We start from the raw sequence: 20,499 nt of genomic DNA, 5'->3' as shown, positions 1-20,499 counted from the left end.
CCTAACACGCTCTTTCAAAGCTGACAATTTGTTACCAGGCACGCCGGAACCGCGTGAGATGGCAAGTTGTCAATAAGCCACATCCTGCAAACAGGAGACGCAGCGGCTGCTTGAAGCCATCCGCAAAGCCGTCCCGGCAACGATGTATTTCTCGGTTACTTAAGGAGTACGGAATGAGACGCACAAAAGTTGGCCTTTCCCTTCTCGCCGCCGCCCTGATCGCGGCAGGTCCGATCGCCGCCCAGGCGCAATCCAGCAGCACGCTCGGCACCGGCGGCAGCTCGGCCGGCGGCGGTTCGACCAGTTCCACGCTTGGTACGGGCGGCAGCGCCGCGGGCAGCGACAAAAGCTCCGGCAGCTCCAGCACCCTGGGCACCGGCGGCAGCTCAGCAGGGTCGGGCAGCGGCTCCGGTTCTTCCAGCACACTGGGCACGGGCGGCAGTTCCGCCGGGGGCAGCTCGGGCAGCTCCAGTACGCTTGGCACCGGCGGCAGTTCGGCCGGATCCGGAAGCGGTTCGGGCTCGGCCAGCACGCTGGGTACGGGCGGCAGCTCCGCAGGCGGCGCCTCCGGCAGCTCCAGCACCTTGGGTACCGGCGGCAGTTCTGCGGGTTCTGGCAGCGGCTCCGGTTCTTCGAGCACGCTAGGCACGGGCGGAAGCTCTGCCGGCAGCGACAGGAGTTCCGGCAGCTCCAGCACATTAGGCACCGGCGGCAGCTCGGCCGGCTCGGGCACAGGCTCGGGTTCTTCCAGCTCGCTAGGCACCGGCGGCAGCGCCTCAGGCTCCGGCACTTCCTCCACCATGGGCGCAGGCGGCAGCAGCGCCGGCAGCAGCGCCAGCGGGGCGTCCTCCGGCATGTCCACCGGCGCAGCTGGCCGTGGCAGCGATGACAGCGCCGGCAAGCGCGGCGGCCATGGCGCCGGCAAGAGCGGGCATTGCCCGCCGGGCCTGGAGAAGCAGGGACGCTGCTAAGCAGGCGATGATCACCGGGCGCTGAAGCTTGGAATCGACGGCAGCATCCTCTGCCCGGGAACGCGGCTTTCCGGGCAGGCGCGCATTCGCGCTTCGATGAAACGAAGGAGATTTCCATGAAACGTACACGCATGTCGCGCCTGCTGATCGGCGCATTCATTCTTGGCGCCGCCATGACTGGCGCGGCCCAGGCCCAAACCTCCGGTACCAGCGGCACCAGCACCAGCGAGAGCCGCGCCATGGCGGCCGGCCGTCATGCCGACGGCAGCACCGGCGTGCGCAAGGCGCAGAGCTCCACCACCACTGGCACATCCGGCAGCAGCTCGGGCAGCTCGAGCGGGACCGGTAGCACGGGCAGCGCCAGCACGGTCGGCACCGGCGGCAGCGCCACCACGGGCAGCGGGGTCGGCGCCTCCACGCTGGGCACCGGCGGCTCCTCGGCCGGCACCCGGAACAGCAGCGGCGGCACCGCCACCAGCAGCAGCGGCCCGGGGGCCAGCGCCAGCGCCAGCGGACCGAGCGGATCGAGCAGCTCCGATGCCTCGGGCAGCAGCGCCAATCCCGCTCGCGGCGCGTCCGGCTATGCGCGTGGCCACACCGGCGGCGAATCGGCCGGCCACGGCGGCGCGAAGCCCGGCCAGGCGAAGAAACAGGACATCGACAAGTAAGCGTCTGTCACTGTCGGGCCAACGATTGCAGCGTCCCTCCGAAGGGGGACGCTGCCGCTGCGCACGCTCGCAGCCGGCGGACGCTCCATGCCGGCTGCGGATGCGCTCTGCTCAGCTCACCTGAATCTTGAAGTAATCGGGATTGGGCGGCGGGTAGGCGAGCTTCATGTCCTGCAGCACCTCCACCATGATGGCGGCGATGGCGAGGTTGCGGTGGGTCTTGCTGTCGGCCGGGATGACATACCAGGGCGCTTCATCGCTGTCGGTCTCGGCGATCGCCTTCTCGTACAGCCGCTGGTAATCGTCCCAGTACTTCCGCTCCTCCAGATCGCCCAGGTCCACCTTCCAGTGCTTGTCGCCCTCGATCAGGCGCGCCTGCAGGCGCTTCTGCTGTTCTTCCTTCGAGATATGCAGGAAGAACTTAACCATCACCGTGCCGGTCTCGCACAGCATGCGCTCGAATTCCCGGATGTGTCGGTAGCGGCGCTTGCATTCTTCCGCATCGATCTTCCCATGTACCGCCGGCACCAGCACGTCCTCGTAATGGCTGCGGTTGAAGATCACCGTCTGGCCTTGCGCCGGCACCTGCGCATGCACACGCCACAGGAAGTCGTGCTCGCGCTCGTCGATGCTCGGCGCGCGGAAGGCGATGCTGCGCACGCCGAGCGGATCCAGCTTGCCGAACACGCCGCGCACCGTGCCATCCTTGCCGCTGGTGTCCATGCCCTGCAAAAGGACCAGCAGCTTGCGCCCGTGCTCGGCGTAGAAGATGTCCTGGTAGGCGGCAATCTGCTCCGCCAGGTCGGCCACCCGCGCCTGGTCCTTGACCTTGTCGCCGGAAGACAGCGGCTTCTCGCCCGCGGCGTTTTCCTTGAGCTTCAATCCCTGCGGGGCGCGGAACTGTTTTCTCGCATTCATGGCGTGCCTTCCTCTGTGGCGGATGTCGAAGCGGTACGAGCGGCTGCAATGTCAGTATCGCCGCTTTGGCCGCGGCGGGTGGCGGCATAAATCAATAGCGGGCGGCGCACGCCGCATCAATCGTCGCGGCCCGGCTCCCGAGCCTGCGGCATGTGGCCCAGCATGCGCGACAACTGCGCCGCGCTCGCCATGACTGCCGCTTCGATGGCTTCGCGCCGCTTGCGGTCCCGGTCGAGATGATGCTCGGGGCCGGCGGCACTGAGCGCCGCCACCGCCATGCCGCTGGCATCGAACACCGGCGCGGCGCAGGCAGCAATGCCGGACTCGTAACCGGAGAAATTCCAGGCGCAGCCTTGCTTGCGGTCCTGCTTCAGTTGCCGCTCCAGCGTCGCGTAGCCAAGCTTCCTGCGGGCATGCTGCTGCGTCGCCTCGAAGGCTTCGCGCCACCGTTCCCGCGGCTGGTGCGCCAGCAGGATGCGGCCGGGCGCCACTTCCCAGGCCGGAATCCGGCTGCCGGGCTGAATGTTGCTCACCAGCGGCGTGGCCGGCATCTCGCGCAGCACGTACAGCACCCAGGCGCCGTCCGGCACCACCATATAAGCAGACCATTGCAGCCTGGCGCTGAGCTGGGCCAGCAGGTAGCGGCCATGGCCGAACATGTCGCCGCTGGCAAGCGCGGCGGCGGCCACCGACAGGAAGCCGATGCCGATGCGGTGGCCGCCCTGCGGCAGGCGCTCCAGGATGGCTTCCTGCTCCAGCGCCGCCAGCAGCCGCGTCGCGGTGATGCGATTGAGGCCGGTCTGGCGCGCCACTTCGCTCAAATTGGCGGTGCTGCCGCCGTCGGCGATATGGCGCACCAGGCGCAGCGCGCGGCCGATCTGGCCTTCCTTGCCGCTGTCCTGTGCGATGTCGGTCTTGCGGCTGGAAGAAGTCAATCGACGTTCCTTTCCGGATGGTTGCATTAACTCGATGCCGCGCAGCCATGCTGCATCGGCAACGTGGTTTCCCTGCGGCAGGAGACGCTGCGCCAAACTGTTCATATTTGAACATACAGTTCATATTTTATACAAAGCTGAAAAATCGCTGCTATATTTTTTCCATCTCCCTGCACAAACCGTTGCCGCTCCAGGCGCGGCATTTCTCAGACGAAAAGGAAGGTGGACCATGCACAAGCTCAAGATCGGCATCGTCGGCGCCGGCATCGGCGGACTCACCGCAGCCATCGCGCTGCGCCGCTTCGGCCACGACGTGGTGGTGTTCGAACACGCGAAGAAATTCATGCGCGTCGGCGCCGACATCAATCTCACCCCGAACGCGGTGCGGGCGCTCGACGGCCTCGGCATCGGCGAGGCAATCCGCCGCACGGCAGCGCGGCCCACGCATCGCATCAGCCGCACCTGGGACAGCGGCGAGGAAACCTCGCGCCTGGAAATGGCCGACAGCGCCGAGCAGAAGTATGGCGCGCCTCAGCTCACCATCCACCGCGCCGACCTGCTGGCGGCGCTGGCGGAGCAGTTCCCGCTGGAACAGGTGCTGTTCGACAAGCATGCCTCGGCCGTGCGCGAAGATGACGCCGGCGTCACTGTCGATTTCACCGATGGCAGGACCCATCGGGTCGATGTGCTGATCGGCGCCGACGGCATCCATTCCGCCGTGCGCACCGCCATCTTCGGCGCGGAAAAGCCGCGTTTCACCGGCATCGTCGCCTTCCGCGCGGTGGTGCCGGCGGCCAGGGTGGCGGGCGTGCCCAATCTCGGCGCCTTCACCAAATGGTGGGGGCCGAATCCTTCCAGCCAGATCGTCACCTTCCCGCTCAACCGCGGCGAGGATGTGTTCATCTTCGCCACCACGCCGCAGGATACCTGGCATCTCGAATCCTGGACCACCCAGGGCAGCGTGGAGGAACTGCGCGACAGCTATGCCGCTTTTCATCCGGAAGCGCGGGCGCTGCTCGCGGCCTGCGACGAAGTGCTGAAGACGGCGCTGTATGAGCGCGACCCGATGCCCTCATGGATCCGGGGCAGCGTGGCGCTGATGGGCGACGCCTGCCACCCGATGCTGCCTTTCATGGCGCAGGGCGCCGGCATGGCGATCGAGGATGCGGTGGTGCTGGCGCGCGAGCTGGAAAAGGTGGGCTGCCGCGAGGAGGTGTCGGCCGCGCTGCAGCATTACGAGGCGCAGCGCCTGGAGCGCGCGTCCCGCATCCAGCTCGGCTCGCGCGGCAACAACTGGCTGCGCGAAGGCGGCAACGCCGACTGGGTATACGGCTACGATGCCTGGCAGGTGCCGACCCGGCAGCCGGCGCCGGCGCAGGCCGCCTGAGTCTTGACGAGCGGCACCGCACATGGAGGAGACATCATGATGCGCATCCTGAGAACGATGGCGGCCTTGCTGCTGACCGGCGCTTTGGTTGCCGCCGGCGCGCAGACGTCGGCCCAATCCCAGCCGCCTGCGCCGATGCGGGTGCGTCTGCTCGGCACCGGCAGCCCCTTGCCGCAGACCTTCCGCTTCGGCCCCTCCATCCTGGTGGAAGCCGGCGCGCAGAAATTCCTGTTCGACGCGGGACGCGGACCGATGCAGCGGCTGCACACGCTCGGCATTCCCTTCGCCGACGTGGACAAGCTGTTCCTGACGCATCTGCATTCCGACCATACCATCGGCATTCCCGATCTCTACCTCACCGGCTGGCTGCGCGGCCGCCGCCAGCCGCTGCGGGTATGGGGACCGGCGGGCACGCGCCGCATGATGGAGCACCTGGTCCAGGCCTACGACTACGACATCAACATCCGCCTCGACAAGAATCCCGGCTCCCAGGTGCAGGTGACGGAATTCACCGCCGGCGTGGTGTACGAGAAGGACGGCGTCACCATCACCGCCTTCAAGGTGGACCATGGCCCGGTGGAACCGGCGGTCGGCTTCCGCATCGATTACCAGGGCCGCAGCGTGGTGCTTTCCGGGGATACGAAATATTCGGAAACGCTGGTCAGGCAAGCCAGGGGCGTTGACCTGCTCGTGCACGAAGTGGCGGCGGCATCGGACCAAGTCATGAAGAGCAATCCGGCGGTGCGCAATATCGTCGGCATCCATACCGAGCCGGAAATGGCGGGCCAGGTCTTCACCGAAACTGCGCCGCGCCTGGCGGTGTATTCGCACATCGTGCTCTTCGGCGTGAACGAGGCGGAGCTGGAGCAGCGTACGCGCAAGACCTACGACGGTCCGCTGGTGGTGGGGCAGGACCTGATGACCTTCACTATCGGCGAGCAGATCACCGTCGCCACAAGCAAGCCAACGGAATGAGATCGCTGCCGCCGGAGCCGCTTGGTCCGGCGCCCGTTCTCCGGCCTTGCATGCGCGGCGCTATCCGCCCAGCTTGCTGAGCATGAAGGCGGCAAGGAAGCCGGCCACGGTGAGGAGGCCGGCGAAAGTATGCGCCACCTCGAACGCTTCCGGAATCATGGTATCCACCAGCATCGCCAGGATGGCGCCGGCGGCGATGGCGGTGGTGGCCGCGACCACGTTCGCGGAGAAGTCGCGGAACACCGAATAGCCGATCAGCGCCGCGATGCCGGAGACGACCGCTATCCCGCCCCACACGCCGAAGATGTAGCCTGGCCCGCGCCCCGCCTTCTTCATGCCGGCCGCGCTGGACAGGCCCTCCGGGATGTTGGACAGGAAGATCGCGATCACCGCGACGAAGCTCACGGCGCCGCCCTTCAGCAGGCTGAGGCCGATGACGATGGATTCCGGGATGCCGTCAAGCAGGGCGCCGACGGCGATCGCCATGCCGCTGCCTTCGTTGTCCTGCTCGGTCGACTGCTGCTCTCCCGAGCGCTTCCTGTGCTTGGCGCCCTGCTGATCGAGGAACCAGTTGGCCGCGGTATAGACCAGGGCGCCGCCGAGGAAGCCGATGGCGGTGGCATCGAAGCCGCCGGTCCGGTAGGCTTCATCCATGAGCTCGAAGGACAGCGCCGAGATCAGCACCCCGCTGCCGAAGGCCATGATGGCGGCGATTGCCCGCTGCGAGACATGGAAGAAGTAACCGAAGCCGGCGCCGATCAGCAGCGCGGCACCGGCAACGAAGCCCCAGAAGGCGGCTTGCAGCCAAAGCGGAAAATGACCCATGGAATCATCCTGTCATGGCACGATATCGGGAAGATCGATGCGCCAGGAAAAAGTGCCCGGCGCCTGATGCTCGCTCGGCGCACCCGCAGCATGGATGATGCCCGGGCCGATGCGCGGCCCGCGGCCCAGACCAGACAACAAGGCAACTAGGAGACTACCGGCATGGAAAGCACACCCATTGAAATCCGCATGACGCCCATCGGCTTCGTCCGCGGCGGACGCCGCGAAGCCACCAAGGATGGATGGGGAAGCAACCGCTCGCGTCTGGAGCTTGATGCAGCGCGCTTCGCGCCGGATAGCCTGGCGGGCATCGAGGACCTGTCCCATGTGGAGGTCGTCTTTTATTTTCACGTCGATGCCGACGAGCCGATGGAGACCGGTGCGCGCCATCCGCGCAATCGCAGCGACTGGCCCAGCGTCGGCATCTTCGCCCAGCGCGGGCGCATGCGGCCCAATCGCATCGGCGTGTCGGTCTGCCGCGTGCTTGGGGTGCATGGGCTTGCCATCGAAGTCGAAGGGCTGGACGCTGTGGATGGCACGCCCCTGCTCGACATCAAGCCGGTATGGGAAGGCTACCTGCCGCGCGGCGAACTGCGGCAGCCGGCGTGGAGCCGCGAGCTGATGGCGAATTACTGGTGAAGCTGAGCGCGAGGCGCCGCCAGCCTGACGCCTGCCTGCCTCAAGCCAGCAGCCCTTGTCCGGTTTCCGATTCGAGAAGGATGCCAATGAACTTGCAAAAAACGCTTGCCGCCAGCTTGCTGGCGATTGCCGCAGCAGCCTGGGCCGATGCGCCTTTCCCAGGCGCGGAAAAGGTGATGGTGCCGCATGCCGCCGATGGCGCGTCGCCGCCGGCCATCACCGGCTGGTGGATAAGCGCTGGCGACGGACAGCAGCCCAAGCCCGCGGTGCTCGCCTTGCATGGCTGCGGCGGCATTTACAGCGCGCGTGGCGACCGGCAGGTCTTTTCCGCCCGGCATGCGGATATCACCCGCCAGTTGCACCGGGCCGGCTATCACGTGCTCTGGGTGGACAGCTTCAGCGACCGCGGCAAGACGCAGATCTGCACGGAAAAAATCGGCGCCCGGGGCATCACTGCACGGGTGCGTGCCGGCGATGTGAGGGCGGCGATGCGCTGGCTGGGCGGGCGCAGCGAGGTCGATGTAGGCCGCATCGTCTGGCTGGGCTGGTCGCATGGCGGTTCGACGGTGCTGCAGGCGCTCGATGCCAGGGACGAGCACTGGCGCGAACTGGATCCCAAACCGCGGGCCGCCGCCGCCTACTATCCGGGCTGCAAGGCGTACGACAAGCCGGGCTACGCGGTGGCGGTGCCGACGCTGGTGATGATCGGCGAGAAGGATGACTGGACGCCCGCTCCACCCTGCGTCTCGATGGCGCAGCGCTTGAGCGCCGCCGGCGCGCACCTCACGCTTGAGCTGTATGACGACAGCTACCATGGCTTCGATGCGCCTGGTCCCGGACGGCTTCAAGTGCGCAGCGATGTGCCGAACGGCGCCATGCCCGGCCAAGGCGTCACCAGCGGCCCGAACCCGGCGGCGCGGGAAGCGTCGCGCAAGACGCTGCTTGAATTTCTGGAGAGGGCGCTGGACTAGGTCGGATTCAGCGCGGGCGCACGGCGAGGAATTCGCCCTTGCCGACCGGCACCACGCTGGTGGCGAAATCCGAATCGCTCTCCATGGCATCGAGAAACGCCGCCATCTGGTCGCGATGGGACACCGCATTATCAACGACCAGCAGCCCGCCCATGCGCAGCACCCGCTTCAGGTCCGCATCCAAGTCGCTTTGCAGTCCTCGATCCAGTGCATCAACACAGCGGCACGCTTGCTGCCGCCTGCAGCCTGCCGCTTGGCGTGGTAGAACTGACGCATCGCATCCACTTTCAGGAGCTTGCCATGTTGAAGGCCATCCTCACCGGCCACAGCCGCGGCCTCGGCGCCGCCATCTGCCATGAGTTGCTGAGCCGGGACATCCCGGTGCTGGGCCTGGCGCGTCACGCCCTGGCTCGCCCCGGGCGCAATGCGGAACTGTTGGAGCAGGTTGCCATCGACCTCGCCGACGGCGCCACGCTCGCCGGCTGGCTGGCAGCGGGCGAACTGGCGCGACGCCTTGCCGGCTGCACCCGTCTCCTGCTGATCAACAACGCCGGGCTGGTGCAACCGGTGGGGCCGCTCGGCGTGCAGGATCCGGCGGCGGTGGCGCGGGCGGTCAGTGTGAACGTGGCTGCGCCCTTGATGCTGGCCGACGCCGTCTGCGCCCAGTCGGGGGTGCAGGAGGTGCGGGTGCTGCATGTGTCGAGCGGGGCGGGGCGCAATGCTTATCCAGGGTGGAGCATCTACTGCGCCACCAAGGCGGCGCTCGACCACCATGCGCGCGCGGCGGCGCTGGACGGCTCTCCGGCGCTGCGCATCTGCAGCCTGGCGCCGGGCGTGATCGATACCGACATGCAGGCAGAGATACGCGCCACGCCGGCGCAGCGCTTTCCGCTGCGGGAGCGCTTCGAAAACCTGAAGCGTGATGGCGCCTTGACTTCGCCGCAGCAGTGCGCGGGCGCGCTGGTGAACTTCCTGCTGGATGACCGCTTCGGCGCCGAGCCTGTGGCGGATCTGCGCGACAGGAGATAGCCAGCAGCGCTTGTCTGGCCAGGTGGCGCAGCATCTCCATGAAGTGGCATGGGCCGGCATGCGCGTCGCACGCTCTCTTCAAGCAAGCATGAAAACAAGCCATCGCGCGCGCGGTGGCTTGCGCCGAATGCAGGCGAGGAAATGACGTGCTTGGTTCATCGGCATGACCTTTCCGGTGTCTTGGAAACATCCCGGAAACAATTTGACGCCGCTTGCCCAGATGGAAGCGCTGCGCTTGGGCACGTCAGAGACTGATATATCCGACCGTGGACATTTCATGGAGAAGCGGCCTGGGGACACATGATAATAGAAAAAACCGATCGAAACGCTAAAAACTATTTTCTTTTGCTATTGAATGAGAGTCGCTATCATCCTTCCATCAAGAAGAAAGCAAATACTTAGGAAGGAACCCAATCATGGCAGTTGCAGCGAAGAAAATCAGCCAGGTGGCAAGCTACATCGTCATCGGTTTCGCCATTGCCTACGTGATGACCGGCTCGGTGGTGCTGGGCGGCCTGGCGGTCCTGCTCGAGCCGGTGCTCAATGTGATCCTGCTTCCTTTCCATGAGCATGCCTGGGCCGGCATGCGCGCCCGCGCCGCGTCGGAAAAGGCGCGTTATGCCGTCATTGCTGCCGAAAAGGTCAGCCAGACCGGGCTGCACATGGTGATCGCCTTCGGCGTCATGTTCTGGGCCACCGGTTCGGCCGCCGTCGGCGGGTTGGCTGCAGTGCTGGAGCCGATTTGCAATGTCGTGCTCATGCCCCTGCATGACCGCGCCTGGGACAGATTCCTTGCACGCGGCTTTGGCACCGGCGCCGGCCGCCTGAACGCCGCCTGACCGGCGCCAGGCTTTTCCCGGCACCTCTCCCCGCCGGCGAATTCATTTCTTCCCCATCGGTCAAACCGGCGCGGCGGAACTGCGCCCCGTGCCAGCGCGCCGCCGGCGAACTGCTGACGGGCCGCCAACAGGGAGATGCCGTCATGTCCAGCACCGAAGGTCGACCCGCAGCATCGCCGCCGCAAGCGCCGCGCGCCAGCCAGCTCGACGCCGTGCGCGGCATGGCGCTGTTCGGCATTCTGCTGGTCAATGTCTGGTCCTTCCTTTGGGGTTTCGGCTACCTGCGATTCGGCTTGATGCCGGAGTCGCCCTCTCTCGCCGACCGCGGGGCGGTGTTCCTGGTGGCGCTGCTGGCGGAGCAGAAGTTCTATCCCGTCTTTGCCTTCTTGTTCGGCGCCGGCTTCGCCCTGCAGACGCGGTCGATGCGGCGTCGCTTTCCCGCCTGGCAGACGGTGCGGCAGCAATACAGCCGGCGCCTGCGCTGGCTGCTTGGCTGCGGCATCCTGCACGGCACGCTGATCTGGGCGGGCGACATTCTGACCATCTATGGGCTGGTCGGCTTTCTGGTGCTGGGCATGGCTGGCGCGAAGCTGAAGACCATCGCCATCAACCTCTGGAACTGGAGCGTGGTGTGGCTGGCGGCGATCGCCGTCAACCTGGCGCTCGCCCTCACGCCTTATCCGGAGCAGGACGTGCGCCATCAGGCGCAGGAGATGGTGCAGGACATCGCCGCCACGCACGACATCTATACCGCCGGCACCCTGGCCGAGCAGGCGCTGCAGCGGCTGGCCGACTATGCCGACGTCACCTCCCGCTCGATCTTCCTGGTGCCGCATCTGCTGGTGCTGTTCCTGCTCGGGATGCTGGCGGCCCGGCTGGGCTGGCTGACCCGGCCCCGGCGTCATGCGGCGCTGTGGAGAAGGATGCGCGCGGTCGGCTTCGGCGTCGGCATTCCCTTCAACCTGCTGTGGGCGGCAGCGGCGCTGGCCGAGGCGATGGACCCGCTTGCCCCGCCGCATGTGGTGCTGGCGCTCTACGCGCTGCTGCCGGCGGGAGGCAGCTTCCTGGCCGCCGGCTATGTCGCCTCGCTGATGCTGGCCGGCGACCGGGCTTCGTCCCGTTTATCCGCATGGCTGTCCCCGGCCGGCCGCATGTCGCTCACCAACTATCTGATGCAATCGCTGCTCGGCGTGCTGCTGTTCCAGGGCGTCGGCCTCGGGCTGGGGCGCAGCGCGACGTCCCCGGCGGTAGTGCTGGCGCAGGCGTTTGCCATCATCGCCTTCCAGATCGCCTTCAGCCGCTGGTGGCTCGGGCATCATTCACGCGGTCCGATGGAAGCCCTGGACCGTCGCCGCCGCGCCACGATTTGGCCGCGACCGCCTGGCGGATGACCTCGCCATCTGGTCAATCATGTCCACATGATGGGAAGCACCATGCGATGTTGAAAAAATGAAAGCGGATTGACAGCTTCATTTCGCATCCTCCGGACCGGCAGCGCAAAGGCTGCCAGCCAGGGCCGCGCACCAAGCCAATAACAAGCGCGCCCCGGTTCTCAATAATCCTAGAGGAGAGATTCCCATGAAGAAGCAAGTCATCGCGTTGGCGGCCCTGGCCGCCGGCGCCGCGCACGCCCAGACCAGCGTTCAGTTCTACGGCCTGGTGGACGCCGGCGTCGAATACGTCAACCACGCCAACGCAGCCGGGGACAAGGTGTTGCGCCTTACTTCCGGCGGCCAGAACACCTCGCGCTTCGGCTTTCGCGGCGTGGAAGACCTGGGCGGCGGCCTGAAGGGCGTGTTCAACCTGGAAGGCGGCTTCTTCGTCGACAACGGCACCATCGACGGCGCGCTGTTCCGCCGCCAGGCCAACGTCGGCCTCGAAGGCGCTTTCGGCCGCCTCATCGCCGGCCGTTCCTACACCACCGTGTACGACTTCATCCTGCCCTTCGACCCGATGGGCTACGCGCCCCAGTACTCCTGGGCCACCACCGGCAACGGCACCGGCGCCAGCAAGTACGGCATGACCACTGCCTTCGACAACATCCTGAAGTACCAGGGCCAGTTCGGCGGCGTCAAGGTCGGCGCTTCCTACGGCTTCGGCGAAGTCGCCGGCAGCGTGTCGGATGCGGCCAAGTCCGCCCTCGGCCTCGGCTACACGGCCGGTCCCCTGAGCCTGGCCGCCACCGCCGAGCAGGTCAACGGCACGCCCGCCACCGGCGCCACCACCCGCAGCAAGACCAACGTCTACCATCTCGGCGCCGGCTATCAGGTTTCCGACGTGCTGGCGGTCAAGGCCGGCTACCGCAACTATCGCCAGGCGCCCGCCACCGGCGCCGGCGTGCGCGCCGACACCTACTGGGCCGGCGTGAATTACCAGGCCACGCCGGTGATTGGCCTGACCGGCGCCGTGTACTACCAGAACGTGAAGGCTGGCGCGAGCGCGGCCGACACCCTGGCCGACCCGATGATGTTTGTGCTGCGCGCCAAGTACGCGCTTTCCAAGCGCACCGACCTGTATGCCGTCACCGCCTACGCCAAGGCCAAGAACGGCCAGGCAGTCGGCCTGACCCGCGACAGCACCGCCGACGGCGGCGTGACCGGCTTTGCCGACCGCCAGACCGGCGTCATGGTCGGCGTGCAGCACCGCTTCTGATGGCGCATACTGCCGGTATCGCAGCCAGCCGCTGAAAGCAGATTGACAGCTTGGCCGACTAAGATGCGCAGATGTGATTGAGGTCTCCAGATCTCAGCGCTTGCCCGCCGTGCCGCCTGGCCGGCGGGCATTTTTCCCGACAACAAACGAGCCGCCGCAAAGGCGTTCACCCTCACAGAAGAGACGAGCCATGATTTCCACCCTTTCCAAGACCCTGGGCGCGCTGCTGATCGCCGCCTCCGCCTTGCCGCTGTCAGCCATGGCACAGGCCAACGACTATCCCAACAAGCCGATCAGCTTCATCGTGCCTTACGGCGCCGGCGGCGGCGCCGACTCGCGCAGCCGCCAGATCGGCCAGCGCCTGTCCGAGAAGCTGGGCAAGCCGGTGATCGTGGAAAACAAGCCGGGCGCCGGCGGCAACATCGGCACCGAATTCATTGCTCGCGCCAAGGCGGATGGATACACCATCGGCATGGGCAACTTCGCGCCGCTGGCGGTGAACAAGGCGCTGTTCGGCAAGCTGAACTATGACCCCGCCACCGACCTGGTGCCGGTGGTCGCCATCGAGCAGGGCCCGCTGGTGCTGTGCGTGCCGACCAACTCCCCGTACAAGACCGTGGCCGACGTGGTCAAGGCGGCCAAGGCCCAGCCCGGCTCGCTCACCTTCGGTTCCGGCGGCATCGGCGGCACCCACCACCTCTCCGGCGAGCTGTTCAAGCAAGTGGCCGGCATCGACATGATTCACGTGCCGTACAAGAGCGGCTCCGCCGCCACCACCGACCTGCTAGGCGGCCAGGTCAACATGATGTTCGAGCAGATGTACTCCGCCATGCCCAACATCAAGGCCGGCAAGGTGCGCCCGCTGGCGATCACTTCCGCCAAGCGTTCCGCTCAGCTTCCCGACGTGCCGACCTTCGGCGAAGTCGGCTTCGGCAAGGTGGTGGTCAACAACTGGCAGGGCATCGTGGCGCCGAAGGGCACGCCGCGTCCCATCGTCGACAAGCTGAACAAGGCCGTCAACGAGATCCTGCAAGAGCCGAAGATCCGCGAATTCATCGTCGAGCAATCCAACGATCCGCTGGGCGGCACCCCGGAAGACTTCGCCAAGCTGATCGCCGCCGAGTCGGCCAAGTGGTCGCAGGTGGTCAAGCAGGGCAACATCACGCCTTGATCCGCGGCTGAACAGCAACCCGGAATCTGCTTAAAACGAACGGACCTTCGGGTCCGTTCTGCTTTTTTGTCCAGCGCGTCCGGCGACCTGACGACAGCCCGGCTTGCACCGCAAACCTTGATTATTTTCCAATGCGCAATGCCGCCTTGCATGAATTTTGTCATCAGGCAAGCGTTTGGCAGAACGAATTCATTCCTTTGACCGCGTATAACGGTTAGACTTGACCGTTTAACGCATTAGCGGTTTTTCAGTTTTATGAGCGACAACAAAAGGAACTCCTTACAGGATCCTTATCTCAATGATCTGCGCAAGCGCCACATGACCGTCCTGATCTATCTGGTCAACGGCGTGCGGCAGTACGGGCATATCGAATCCTTCGACCAGCACACCATCCTGCTCAAGAACGGCACCAACCGCCTGATCATCTACAAGCACACCGTCGCCAGCCTGATGCCGGCGCCGAAGGCGATCCCGGAAGCCAAGGCCAAGCCGGCCGCCGCGCCGATGGCCAACCGCGCGCCCGCCGGTGCTTCCTCCGGTGCGCCCGCTTCCACGCCGGTCATCATCCGCAAGCCGGCAACCCGGCGCATCATTACCCGACCGGACAACAACGACAACTAGGCCTCACTCAGGCCGATCCGGCGGTTTGACGCCTCAGCCGCCGTCCGTCCCCGGTTCCACCATCTGCTTCAGCTGCAGCGCCACCTCCTCCGCGAATCGTTCGCGGGCGGCATTGCCGCGTCCCCTGCCACCCATGCCGATCGCCCATTCGGGATGGCTGCGCGCCGGCTGCAGTGCCTGGGCCAGGCGATTGAGGTGATCGTCGGCAGCGCGGCTGTCTGTACGCTGCTCCGGCAACTTGTCCATGGCGGCATGGCCGCGCCGCTCCAGGGCCCGCAGCAAGCCCAGCATCTGCTGCGCCGCCGCCAGCAGCAGTTCATTCTCCAGGGTCAGATCCTGCATGCCGCGCGCCATGCCGGCCAGCTTGCGGCCGAACTGGCCCCAGCCCTGGCTGGCGAGGCCGCCCAGGGTGGCGCCGATGGCCGACGCCGCGCCAAGCGACAGCCCGGCGGTGGCCAGGTCCGCCACCAGGCCGATGGCGGCGCCGACCGCCGCCCCGGTGCCGAGCCGGCGACCGGCGTCGCGCAGGGTCTCGGGATTGAAGATGTCGGTCTCCCAGCGGCCGTCCAGCCAGGGCAGCACGGCGACGTCGGCATCGTCCTGGCGGAAGCCGTAGACCTGCAGCAGATCCTCGATGCCGCGCCGCATGCGCCGCACCACCCGCTCGCGGAAGCCGCGCATGATCTCCGCCTTGCGCTGGGCATCGGCGATCTCCTCGCGCGGCACCTCCAGCCGCAGCGCCGCCATGTCCACCAGCATGTCGGCGATCAGACGGCAGCCGGCGGCGCGGCGCTCGTCGAACTGCTGCCCGAGATGGCGCACCACTTCCAGCAGCAGTTCGCGCCGGTGGCGCAGCAGGATGGCGAGGTCGTGGTACAACTCGCGTTCCGAGCCGACGAAGGGCGCCACCGCGTCGAACTCCACATGGGCATGCAGGTTGTAGGCGGACAGCGTCTCCAGCCAGTCGCCCTTGCGGCTGGCCGGGTGGCGCACGAAATTCAGCACCGGCAGGATCGGGCGGGCGCAAAAGGTCAATATCTCGATCTCGGCGCGGAATTTCGGCAGCACCGGCTCGCGGGTGTCGATGACGTAGATCGCCGCCTCGGTCTCCAACATCTGGCGCAGCACCTTGGCTTCCTGCTCGAAGCTGCGCCGGGCTTCCGGCCCATCGAGCAGCACGCGCACCCGGTCCGGCGGCGTCGGACAGTTTTCCAGCGCCTTCAGGTAATCCAGCAGCGCCACCGAATCTTCCAGGCCGGGGGTGTCGAAGAAGCGCACCGCGCTCACGCCTCCCATGCGCAGCTCGATGGCTTCGACGTGACGCGTGGTGCCCGGGCGGTCGGATACCTCGCCGAAATGCACGTTGCGGGTGAGGGTGCGCAGCAGCGAGGTCTTGCCGGCATTGGTATGGCCCACCACCGCGACGGAAATGGCTTGCAGTGCCTCAGGCATGGGCTGCTCCCAGCCAGCCGGCGGCTTCGTCGGCGCCAGCGAACAGCGCAATCTCCGGCAGATCGATTTGGCGCAGCCAGTCGCGCCAGCGCTGCAACTGCGCGGCCGCGCCGGCATCATGGACCGATGCCGGCAGCAGCAGCGCGCAGGCGCCGGCCTGGGCTGCCGCTTCGCGCAGGAAGCGCTCGGTGCCGCGGTCCGGGGTGGAGGGCGCATGGCAGGCCAGCAGCAGCCGCGCCGGCCGGGCGGCGGCAAGCATGGCCAGCGCCGTGCGCCGCTCCTCGCTGCTGCCGGCGATGCGCTGCGTCAGCGCCGGGTCGACGGCGATGCCGGGTGGCGGCCAGGCCGCGTCCTCCGGCAGTTCGAAGCCGATCAGCGCCGTGCCGCCGGCAGACGGCATCGCGGCCCGGGCCGGCATCGCCGCTTTTTCCGGCCGCTGTTCCCGGTCCACCACTTCGCTCGGCGCCATCGCCTCGAAGCGGGACAGCAGCTTGCGGTAATAGGGATCGGCGGTGTCGAGCCGCAGCCGGCGCCGGCCACGCCGCCAGACCAGCGCGCAGAGGGCGGCCAGCAGCAGGCGCGGCACCAGACCGTAGACGAAGACGCAGCCGATCAGCCACCAGGCCCAGGCGCGCTGGTCGCCGCCGGGCGCGTCGGGATGGAGCAGGGTGGCGGTGTCCGGCAGCGGGAAGCCGATCAGGTGCGGCAGCCAGCCGGTGGCGCGCACGAAGGCGGCGAAGAAGGCGGGATCGAGAATGGTGGTTTCCCAGCCGAGGCGATAGGCGCGGAAGGAGAAGCCGGCGATCAGCGCCAGCAGCACCAGCACGAAGGCCAGCGCCCAGACCCCATGGCTCACGAGGCCGAAGGCCCAGGGCAGCAGCCGGCCGCGGCGCAGCAAGTCATGCGCGGCGCGCAGCAGGGTGAGCGACTGCGGTCCACGCGCCGGCGGCAGCCAGGCCACCAGCCGCAGCGCCAGGTTGCCCAGCGACAGCCGGTTGAACAGGTTCATGCTGCTTCGGGAAAAGATCAGCGCCAGCAGCCATGCCAGCAGCGTCAGGCCATGCATGCCGAGCGCCAGGATGAAGGCCAGCACCGCATTGATCGTGCGCTCGGCGCCGATGACGGCGGCGGTGATGCTCCAGGCAAGGGAAAACACCAGCAGCGGCAAGGCCAGCAGCACCAGCCCGGCAAGGCCGCGCCAGCGCGCCAGTTCGCCGTCCAGTCCGAGGCGCAGACCGAGCAGCCGCGCCCGCTCCAGCAGTCGCGCTTCCGACGTGTCGGCCGCGGCGAAGGCTTGCCGCATCTCTGCGCTGTCTTCCAGCGGCCCGTCGGCCTCGACGAGTTGCACCGTGCGGGCGACGAGCAGGGCGGACAGGGAGGAGTGGACGGATTGGTGAGCGGGGCTGGGCAAGTCGCATCCTCAGGCTGACGATAGTCAAGACTCTACCACCCCGGCGCGAGTCGGCGGCGAGGCGGCGCAAGACCCGAAGCGGCTGACGGCGCTCTTCAGATCTTCGAACTCGGTCAAACCGTCAATACGACTGCAGCGACTCCGTCACCTCCGGCGCCACCGGATGCAGCGGCATCAGCGTGCGCATCGCATCGTCCACCGTGTCGAGAAAGACGAAGGTCAGCTGCCGGCGCGCGTCTTCCGGCACGTCCTCCACGTCCTTGCGGTTACGCGCGGGCAGCAGCACGGTGGTGATGCCCGCGCGCAGCGCCGCCAGTACCTTTTCCTTGATGCCGCCGACCGGCAGCACCAGGCCGCGCAGGCTGATCTCGCCGGTCATGGCGCAGTCGTGGCGCAGCGCGCGGTTGCTCATCAGCGAGGCCAGCGCGCTGAACATCGCCACGCCGGCGCTCGGCCCATCCTTGGGCGTGGCGCCGGCCGGCACGTGGATGTGGATATCGCTCTTCTCGAACAGCGCCGGGTCGATGCGCAGGCTTTCGGCGCGGGTCTTCAGCAGGCTCAGCGCCGCCTGCGCGCTTTCCTTCATCACGTCGCCGAGCTGGCCGGTCAGCACCAGGCGCCCGCCGCCCGGCGTGCGGGTGGCTTCGATGAACAGGATGTCGCCGCCGACCGGCGTCCAGGCCAGGCCGGTGGCCACGCCCGGCATGCTGGCGCGCATCGCCACCTCGTTCTCGAAGCGGGCCGGGCCGAGGATGGCTTCCAGGTCCGGCTCGTCGATCTTCACCTGCTGTGCGCTGCCCTCGGCGATGCGCATCGCCGCCGAGCGCAGCACGCCGCCGACCTCGCGCTCCAGGCCGCGCACGCCGGCCTCGCGGGTATAGCGCTGGATCAGCGCATGCAGCGCCGCGTCGGTGATCTCGCACTGTTCCGGCTTCAGGCCGTTGGCTTCCATCTGCCGTCCGATCAGGTAGCGGCGCGCGATCTGCGCCTTCTCCATCTCGGTATAGCCGGGCAGCTGGATGATCTCCATGCGGTCGCGCAGCGGACCGGAGATGGTTTCCAGCATGTTGGCGGTGCAGATGAACATCACCTTCGACAGGTCGAACGGCACGCCGAGATAATTGTCGCGGAAGGTGGCGTTCTGCTCCGGGTCGAGCACTTCGAGCAGCGCCGCCGCCGGGTCGCCGTGCACGCCGCTGCCAAGCTTGTCGACCTCGTCCAGCATCATCACGCAGTTGGATGAGCCGGCCTTGCGCATGCCCTGGATGATGTTGCCGGGCAGGGCGCCGACATAGGTGCGGCGATGGCCGCGGATCTCGGATTCGTCGTGCACCCCGCCCAGGCTCACTCGCACGAACTTGCGCCCGGTGGCCTTGGCGATGCTCTGTCCGAGCGACGTCTTGCCCACGCCCGGCGGGCCGGCGAAGCACAGGATGGGGCTCTTGCCGTTGGGATTGAGCTTGCGCACCGCGAGGTATTCGAGGATGCGCCTTTTGATCTTCTCCAGGCCGTAGTGGTCTTCGTCGAGGATGCGGCGCGCCTCGCCGATGTCGATGCGGTCCTCGGTGGCGGCGGACCAGGGCAGTTCGGTCAGCCACTCCATGTAGGTCAGCAGCATCGAGTATTCGCCCGCCGCCTCCGGCATGCGCGCCAGGCGCTTGAGCTCCTTGCGGGCATGCGTTTCCACCTCGGCTGGCATGGCGGCCTTGTCGATCGCTTCTTCCAGCTGCGCCACCTCGGCCGGCGCTTCCTCGTCGTCGCCGAGCTGCTGCTGGATGGTCTTGAGCTGCTCGCGCAGCACCGCTTCGCGCTGGCGCTCGGCGAAGCGCGATTTCGTGCGCTCATCGATATCCTGGCTGATGCGCAGCACCTCCAGGCGATGCGACAGCAGGCTCAGCGCCTTTTCCATCCGGGCGCGCAGCTCGAAGGTCTCCAGCACCTCCTGCTTCTCCGCCGGCTTGGCATCCATCATGCCGACGATCCAGTCGGCCAGCGCGTCCGGCGCGGTGATGTTCTGCAGCGACACGCCCAGTTCCGCCGGCGCCTGCGGCAGCAGGGTCAGCACCTCGGCGGCGCGCGCCTTGAGCTGCAGCATCAGCGCCTCGATCTCGGCATCGATCACCGGCGCGGACTCCATGCGCTCGACGCGGCCGACGTAGTACGGATAGCCCGACAGCAGCTCGTTCAGGCGAAAACGCTGCTCGCCCTGGCAGATGACATGGTGCGAGCCGTCCGGCGTGGTCATGTAGCGCAGGATGCTGGCGGTGGTGCCGACCGGGTACAGATCGTCCTTGCCCGGCTCGGTGACGCTCGGGTCGCGCTGCAGCACGATGCCGACCTGGCGGCCGGTGCGGGCCGCTTCCTGCACGGCGGCCACCGTGGTTTCGCGGCCGATGGTGATGGGCATGACGAGGCCGGGGAACATCACCAGGTTGCGTACCGGGATGATGATGAGCGCATCGTCGGGCAGCGGCGCGGCGCCCTGGCTGGGCGGGCGGGCGCCCGCGATGGGCTGGCTTTCAACGGTGTTCGGTTCGGTGGTCATGGAGGTGTCCGGTGAAATGGCGTTGAATGGACAGGCGGACTCAGCGCAGCTTTCGCAGCGACAGCAGCAGGCAGCCGTCCGACAGTTCGCGGCGCTGGATCTCGAACAGGCCGGGCGGCAGGTCGATGCGGCGCTCGAAGCGGCCGTAGGGAATCTCCATGCGGCGCACCACCGCCGACGCCGGCACCGGAATTCGCCGCTCGCCGACGATGGCGATGGTGCCGCCGTCGATCAGCACGTTCACCGTCTCCGCCGGCACGCCGGGCAGGGCCAGCACCAGGATCAGCTCGCGCTCGGTCTCGAACACATCCACCGGGGGCTCCCAGGTCGGGCCGCGGCTGCTTGAAATGGAAAGCTGGAAACAGTGGCGGTGCAGCTTGTCGATGCGCTCCAGCATCGCCAGGCTGTCGGCCCACATGGATCGGGTGGGGTCGTGGGAACTCATGTCGTGTCTCTCGCTGCTATTCGAATGCCTGCCGCAATAAGCGTC

20 protein-coding genes are annotated in these 20,499 nt (G+C 67.2%); 11 read left to right on the top strand and 9 right to left on the bottom strand.

All coding sequences use genetic code 11. The annotated features are described in order from the left end of the window. Nucleotides 1–31: 31 nt before the first annotated feature. A complete protein-coding gene (locus tag CHB88_RS25245) occupies nucleotides 32–856 on the bottom strand; it encodes a hypothetical protein (protein WP_176442556.1) in 825 nt (274 codons plus the stop codon). A 231-nt stretch (nucleotides 857–1,087) separates the two neighbouring features. On the opposite strand from CHB88_RS25245, the gene CHB88_RS24760 reads away from it, so the two are divergent. Further along, a complete protein-coding gene (locus CHB88_RS24760; protein WP_143131366.1) occupies nucleotides 1,088–1,639 on the top strand; it encodes a hypothetical protein in 552 nt (183 codons plus the stop codon). 111 nt (nucleotides 1,640–1,750) lie between these two features. Here CHB88_RS24760 and CHB88_RS19085 read toward each other — a convergent pair whose 3' ends face one another. Continuing rightward, nucleotides 1,751–2,557 (bottom strand): PPK2 family polyphosphate kinase, encoded by an 807-nt coding sequence (locus CHB88_RS19085; protein ID WP_089400938.1) that lies wholly within the window; start codon nucleotides 2,555–2,557, stop codon nucleotides 1,751–1,753. Nucleotides 2,558–2,673: 116 nt separating this feature from the next. Continuing rightward, a complete protein-coding gene (locus CHB88_RS19080) occupies nucleotides 2,674–3,492 on the bottom strand; it encodes an IclR family transcriptional regulator (RefSeq protein WP_176442555.1) in 819 nt (272 codons plus the stop codon). Nucleotides 3,493–3,721: 229 nt separating this feature from the next. Between CHB88_RS19080 and CHB88_RS19075 the strand changes: the two genes are divergently transcribed. Together CHB88_RS19075 and CHB88_RS19070 are read left to right on the top strand one after the other, a co-directional pair. Continuing rightward, on the top strand, nucleotides 3,722–4,879 hold the full coding sequence (locus CHB88_RS19075; RefSeq protein ID WP_089400936.1) for an FAD-dependent monooxygenase: 1,158 nt from the start codon (nucleotides 3,722–3,724) through the stop codon (nucleotides 4,877–4,879). 36 nt (nucleotides 4,880–4,915) lie between these two features. Beyond that, nucleotides 4,916–5,854 (top strand): MBL fold metallo-hydrolase, encoded by a 939-nt coding sequence (locus tag CHB88_RS19070; protein WP_089400935.1) that lies wholly within the window; start codon nucleotides 4,916–4,918, stop codon nucleotides 5,852–5,854. Between the two features lie 60 nt (nucleotides 5,855–5,914). Here the strand turns inward: CHB88_RS19070 and CHB88_RS19065 are convergent, their stop codons facing one another. Beyond that, the gene (locus CHB88_RS19065; protein ID WP_089400934.1) at nucleotides 5,915–6,679 is read right to left on the bottom strand and encodes a ZIP family metal transporter; all 765 of its coding nucleotides are present in this window, start codon (nucleotides 6,677–6,679) and stop codon (nucleotides 5,915–5,917) included. Nucleotides 6,680–6,841: 162 nt separating this feature from the next. Here CHB88_RS19065 and CHB88_RS19060 point away from each other — a divergent pair, with 162 nt between their 5' ends. Further along, nucleotides 6,842–7,318: an SAM-dependent methyltransferase gene (locus tag CHB88_RS19060; RefSeq protein WP_089400933.1), complete on the top strand. Its 477-nt coding sequence runs from the start codon at nucleotides 6,842–6,844 to the stop codon at nucleotides 7,316–7,318. Between the two features lie 86 nt (nucleotides 7,319–7,404). Further along, on the top strand, nucleotides 7,405–8,289 hold the full coding sequence (locus CHB88_RS19055) for a dienelactone hydrolase family protein (protein WP_176442554.1): 885 nt from the start codon (nucleotides 7,405–7,407) through the stop codon (nucleotides 8,287–8,289). 7 nt (nucleotides 8,290–8,296) lie between these two features. Here CHB88_RS19055 and CHB88_RS19050 read toward each other — a convergent pair whose 3' ends face one another. Beyond that, complete coding sequence (locus tag CHB88_RS19050; RefSeq protein ID WP_176442553.1) at nucleotides 8,297–8,473, bottom strand: O-methyltransferase; 177 nt, start codon at nucleotides 8,471–8,473, stop codon at nucleotides 8,297–8,299. Nucleotides 8,474–8,589: 116 nt separating this feature from the next. Between CHB88_RS19050 and CHB88_RS19045 the strand changes: the two genes are divergently transcribed. The 6 genes from CHB88_RS19045 (at nucleotide 8,590) to hfq (ending at nucleotide 14,601) form a co-directional block, all read left to right on the top strand. Beyond that, a complete protein-coding gene (locus tag CHB88_RS19045) occupies nucleotides 8,590–9,318 on the top strand; it encodes an SDR family oxidoreductase (protein ID WP_089400997.1) in 729 nt (242 codons plus the stop codon). Nucleotides 9,319–9,734: 416 nt separating this feature from the next. Further along, on the top strand, nucleotides 9,735–10,157 hold the full coding sequence (locus tag CHB88_RS19040) for a DUF2061 domain-containing protein (protein ID WP_089400931.1): 423 nt from the start codon (nucleotides 9,735–9,737) through the stop codon (nucleotides 10,155–10,157). Nucleotides 10,158–10,300: 143 nt separating this feature from the next. Then, on the top strand, nucleotides 10,301–11,548 hold the full coding sequence (locus tag CHB88_RS19035; RefSeq protein WP_089400930.1) for a DUF418 domain-containing protein: 1,248 nt from the start codon (nucleotides 10,301–10,303) through the stop codon (nucleotides 11,546–11,548). Nucleotides 11,549–11,735: 187 nt separating this feature from the next. After that, complete coding sequence (locus CHB88_RS19030; RefSeq protein WP_089400929.1) at nucleotides 11,736–12,809, top strand: porin; 1,074 nt, start codon at nucleotides 11,736–11,738, stop codon at nucleotides 12,807–12,809. A gap of 190 nt (nucleotides 12,810–12,999) precedes the next feature. Continuing rightward, a complete protein-coding gene (locus CHB88_RS19025) occupies nucleotides 13,000–13,980 on the top strand; it encodes a Bug family tripartite tricarboxylate transporter substrate binding protein (RefSeq protein ID WP_089400928.1) in 981 nt (326 codons plus the stop codon). Between the two features lie 255 nt (nucleotides 13,981–14,235). After that, the gene (gene hfq, locus CHB88_RS26025; RefSeq protein ID WP_089400927.1) at nucleotides 14,236–14,601 is read left to right on the top strand and encodes an RNA chaperone Hfq; all 366 of its coding nucleotides are present in this window, start codon (nucleotides 14,236–14,238) and stop codon (nucleotides 14,599–14,601) included. A 33-nt stretch (nucleotides 14,602–14,634) separates the two neighbouring features. On the opposite strand, the gene CHB88_RS19015 is transcribed toward hfq, so the two are convergent. From CHB88_RS19015 to CHB88_RS19000, 4 genes are all read right to left on the bottom strand, one after another. Next, nucleotides 14,635–16,053: a GTPase/DUF3482 domain-containing protein gene (locus tag CHB88_RS19015; protein WP_089400996.1), complete on the bottom strand. Its 1,419-nt coding sequence runs from the start codon at nucleotides 16,051–16,053 to the stop codon at nucleotides 14,635–14,637. Further along, nucleotides 16,046–17,464: a DUF2868 domain-containing protein gene (locus tag CHB88_RS19010; protein ID WP_089400926.1), complete on the bottom strand. Its 1,419-nt coding sequence runs from the start codon at nucleotides 17,462–17,464 to the stop codon at nucleotides 16,046–16,048. The genes CHB88_RS19015 and CHB88_RS19010 overlap by 8 nt, the downstream gene beginning before the upstream one ends. A gap of 121 nt (nucleotides 17,465–17,585) precedes the next feature. After that, nucleotides 17,586–20,009, bottom strand: a complete 2,424-nt coding sequence (gene lon, locus CHB88_RS19005) for an endopeptidase La (protein WP_089400925.1) — start codon at nucleotides 20,007–20,009, stop codon at nucleotides 17,586–17,588. A 40-nt stretch (nucleotides 20,010–20,049) separates the two neighbouring features. Beyond that, nucleotides 20,050–20,454 carry an Hsp20/alpha crystallin family protein gene (locus CHB88_RS19000; protein ID WP_089400924.1) on the bottom strand — a complete coding sequence of 135 codons (405 nt, stop codon included), beginning with the start codon at nucleotides 20,452–20,454 and terminating at the stop codon, nucleotides 20,050–20,052. Nucleotides 20,455–20,499: the final 45 nt, after the last annotated feature.

The sequence above is a fragment of the Noviherbaspirillum humi genome (assembly GCF_900188095.1).
Classification (GTDB): Bacteria; Pseudomonadota; Gammaproteobacteria; order Burkholderiales; family Burkholderiaceae_D; genus Noviherbaspirillum; species Noviherbaspirillum humi.
This window is presented reverse-complemented; position numbering and strand designations above follow the sequence as displayed.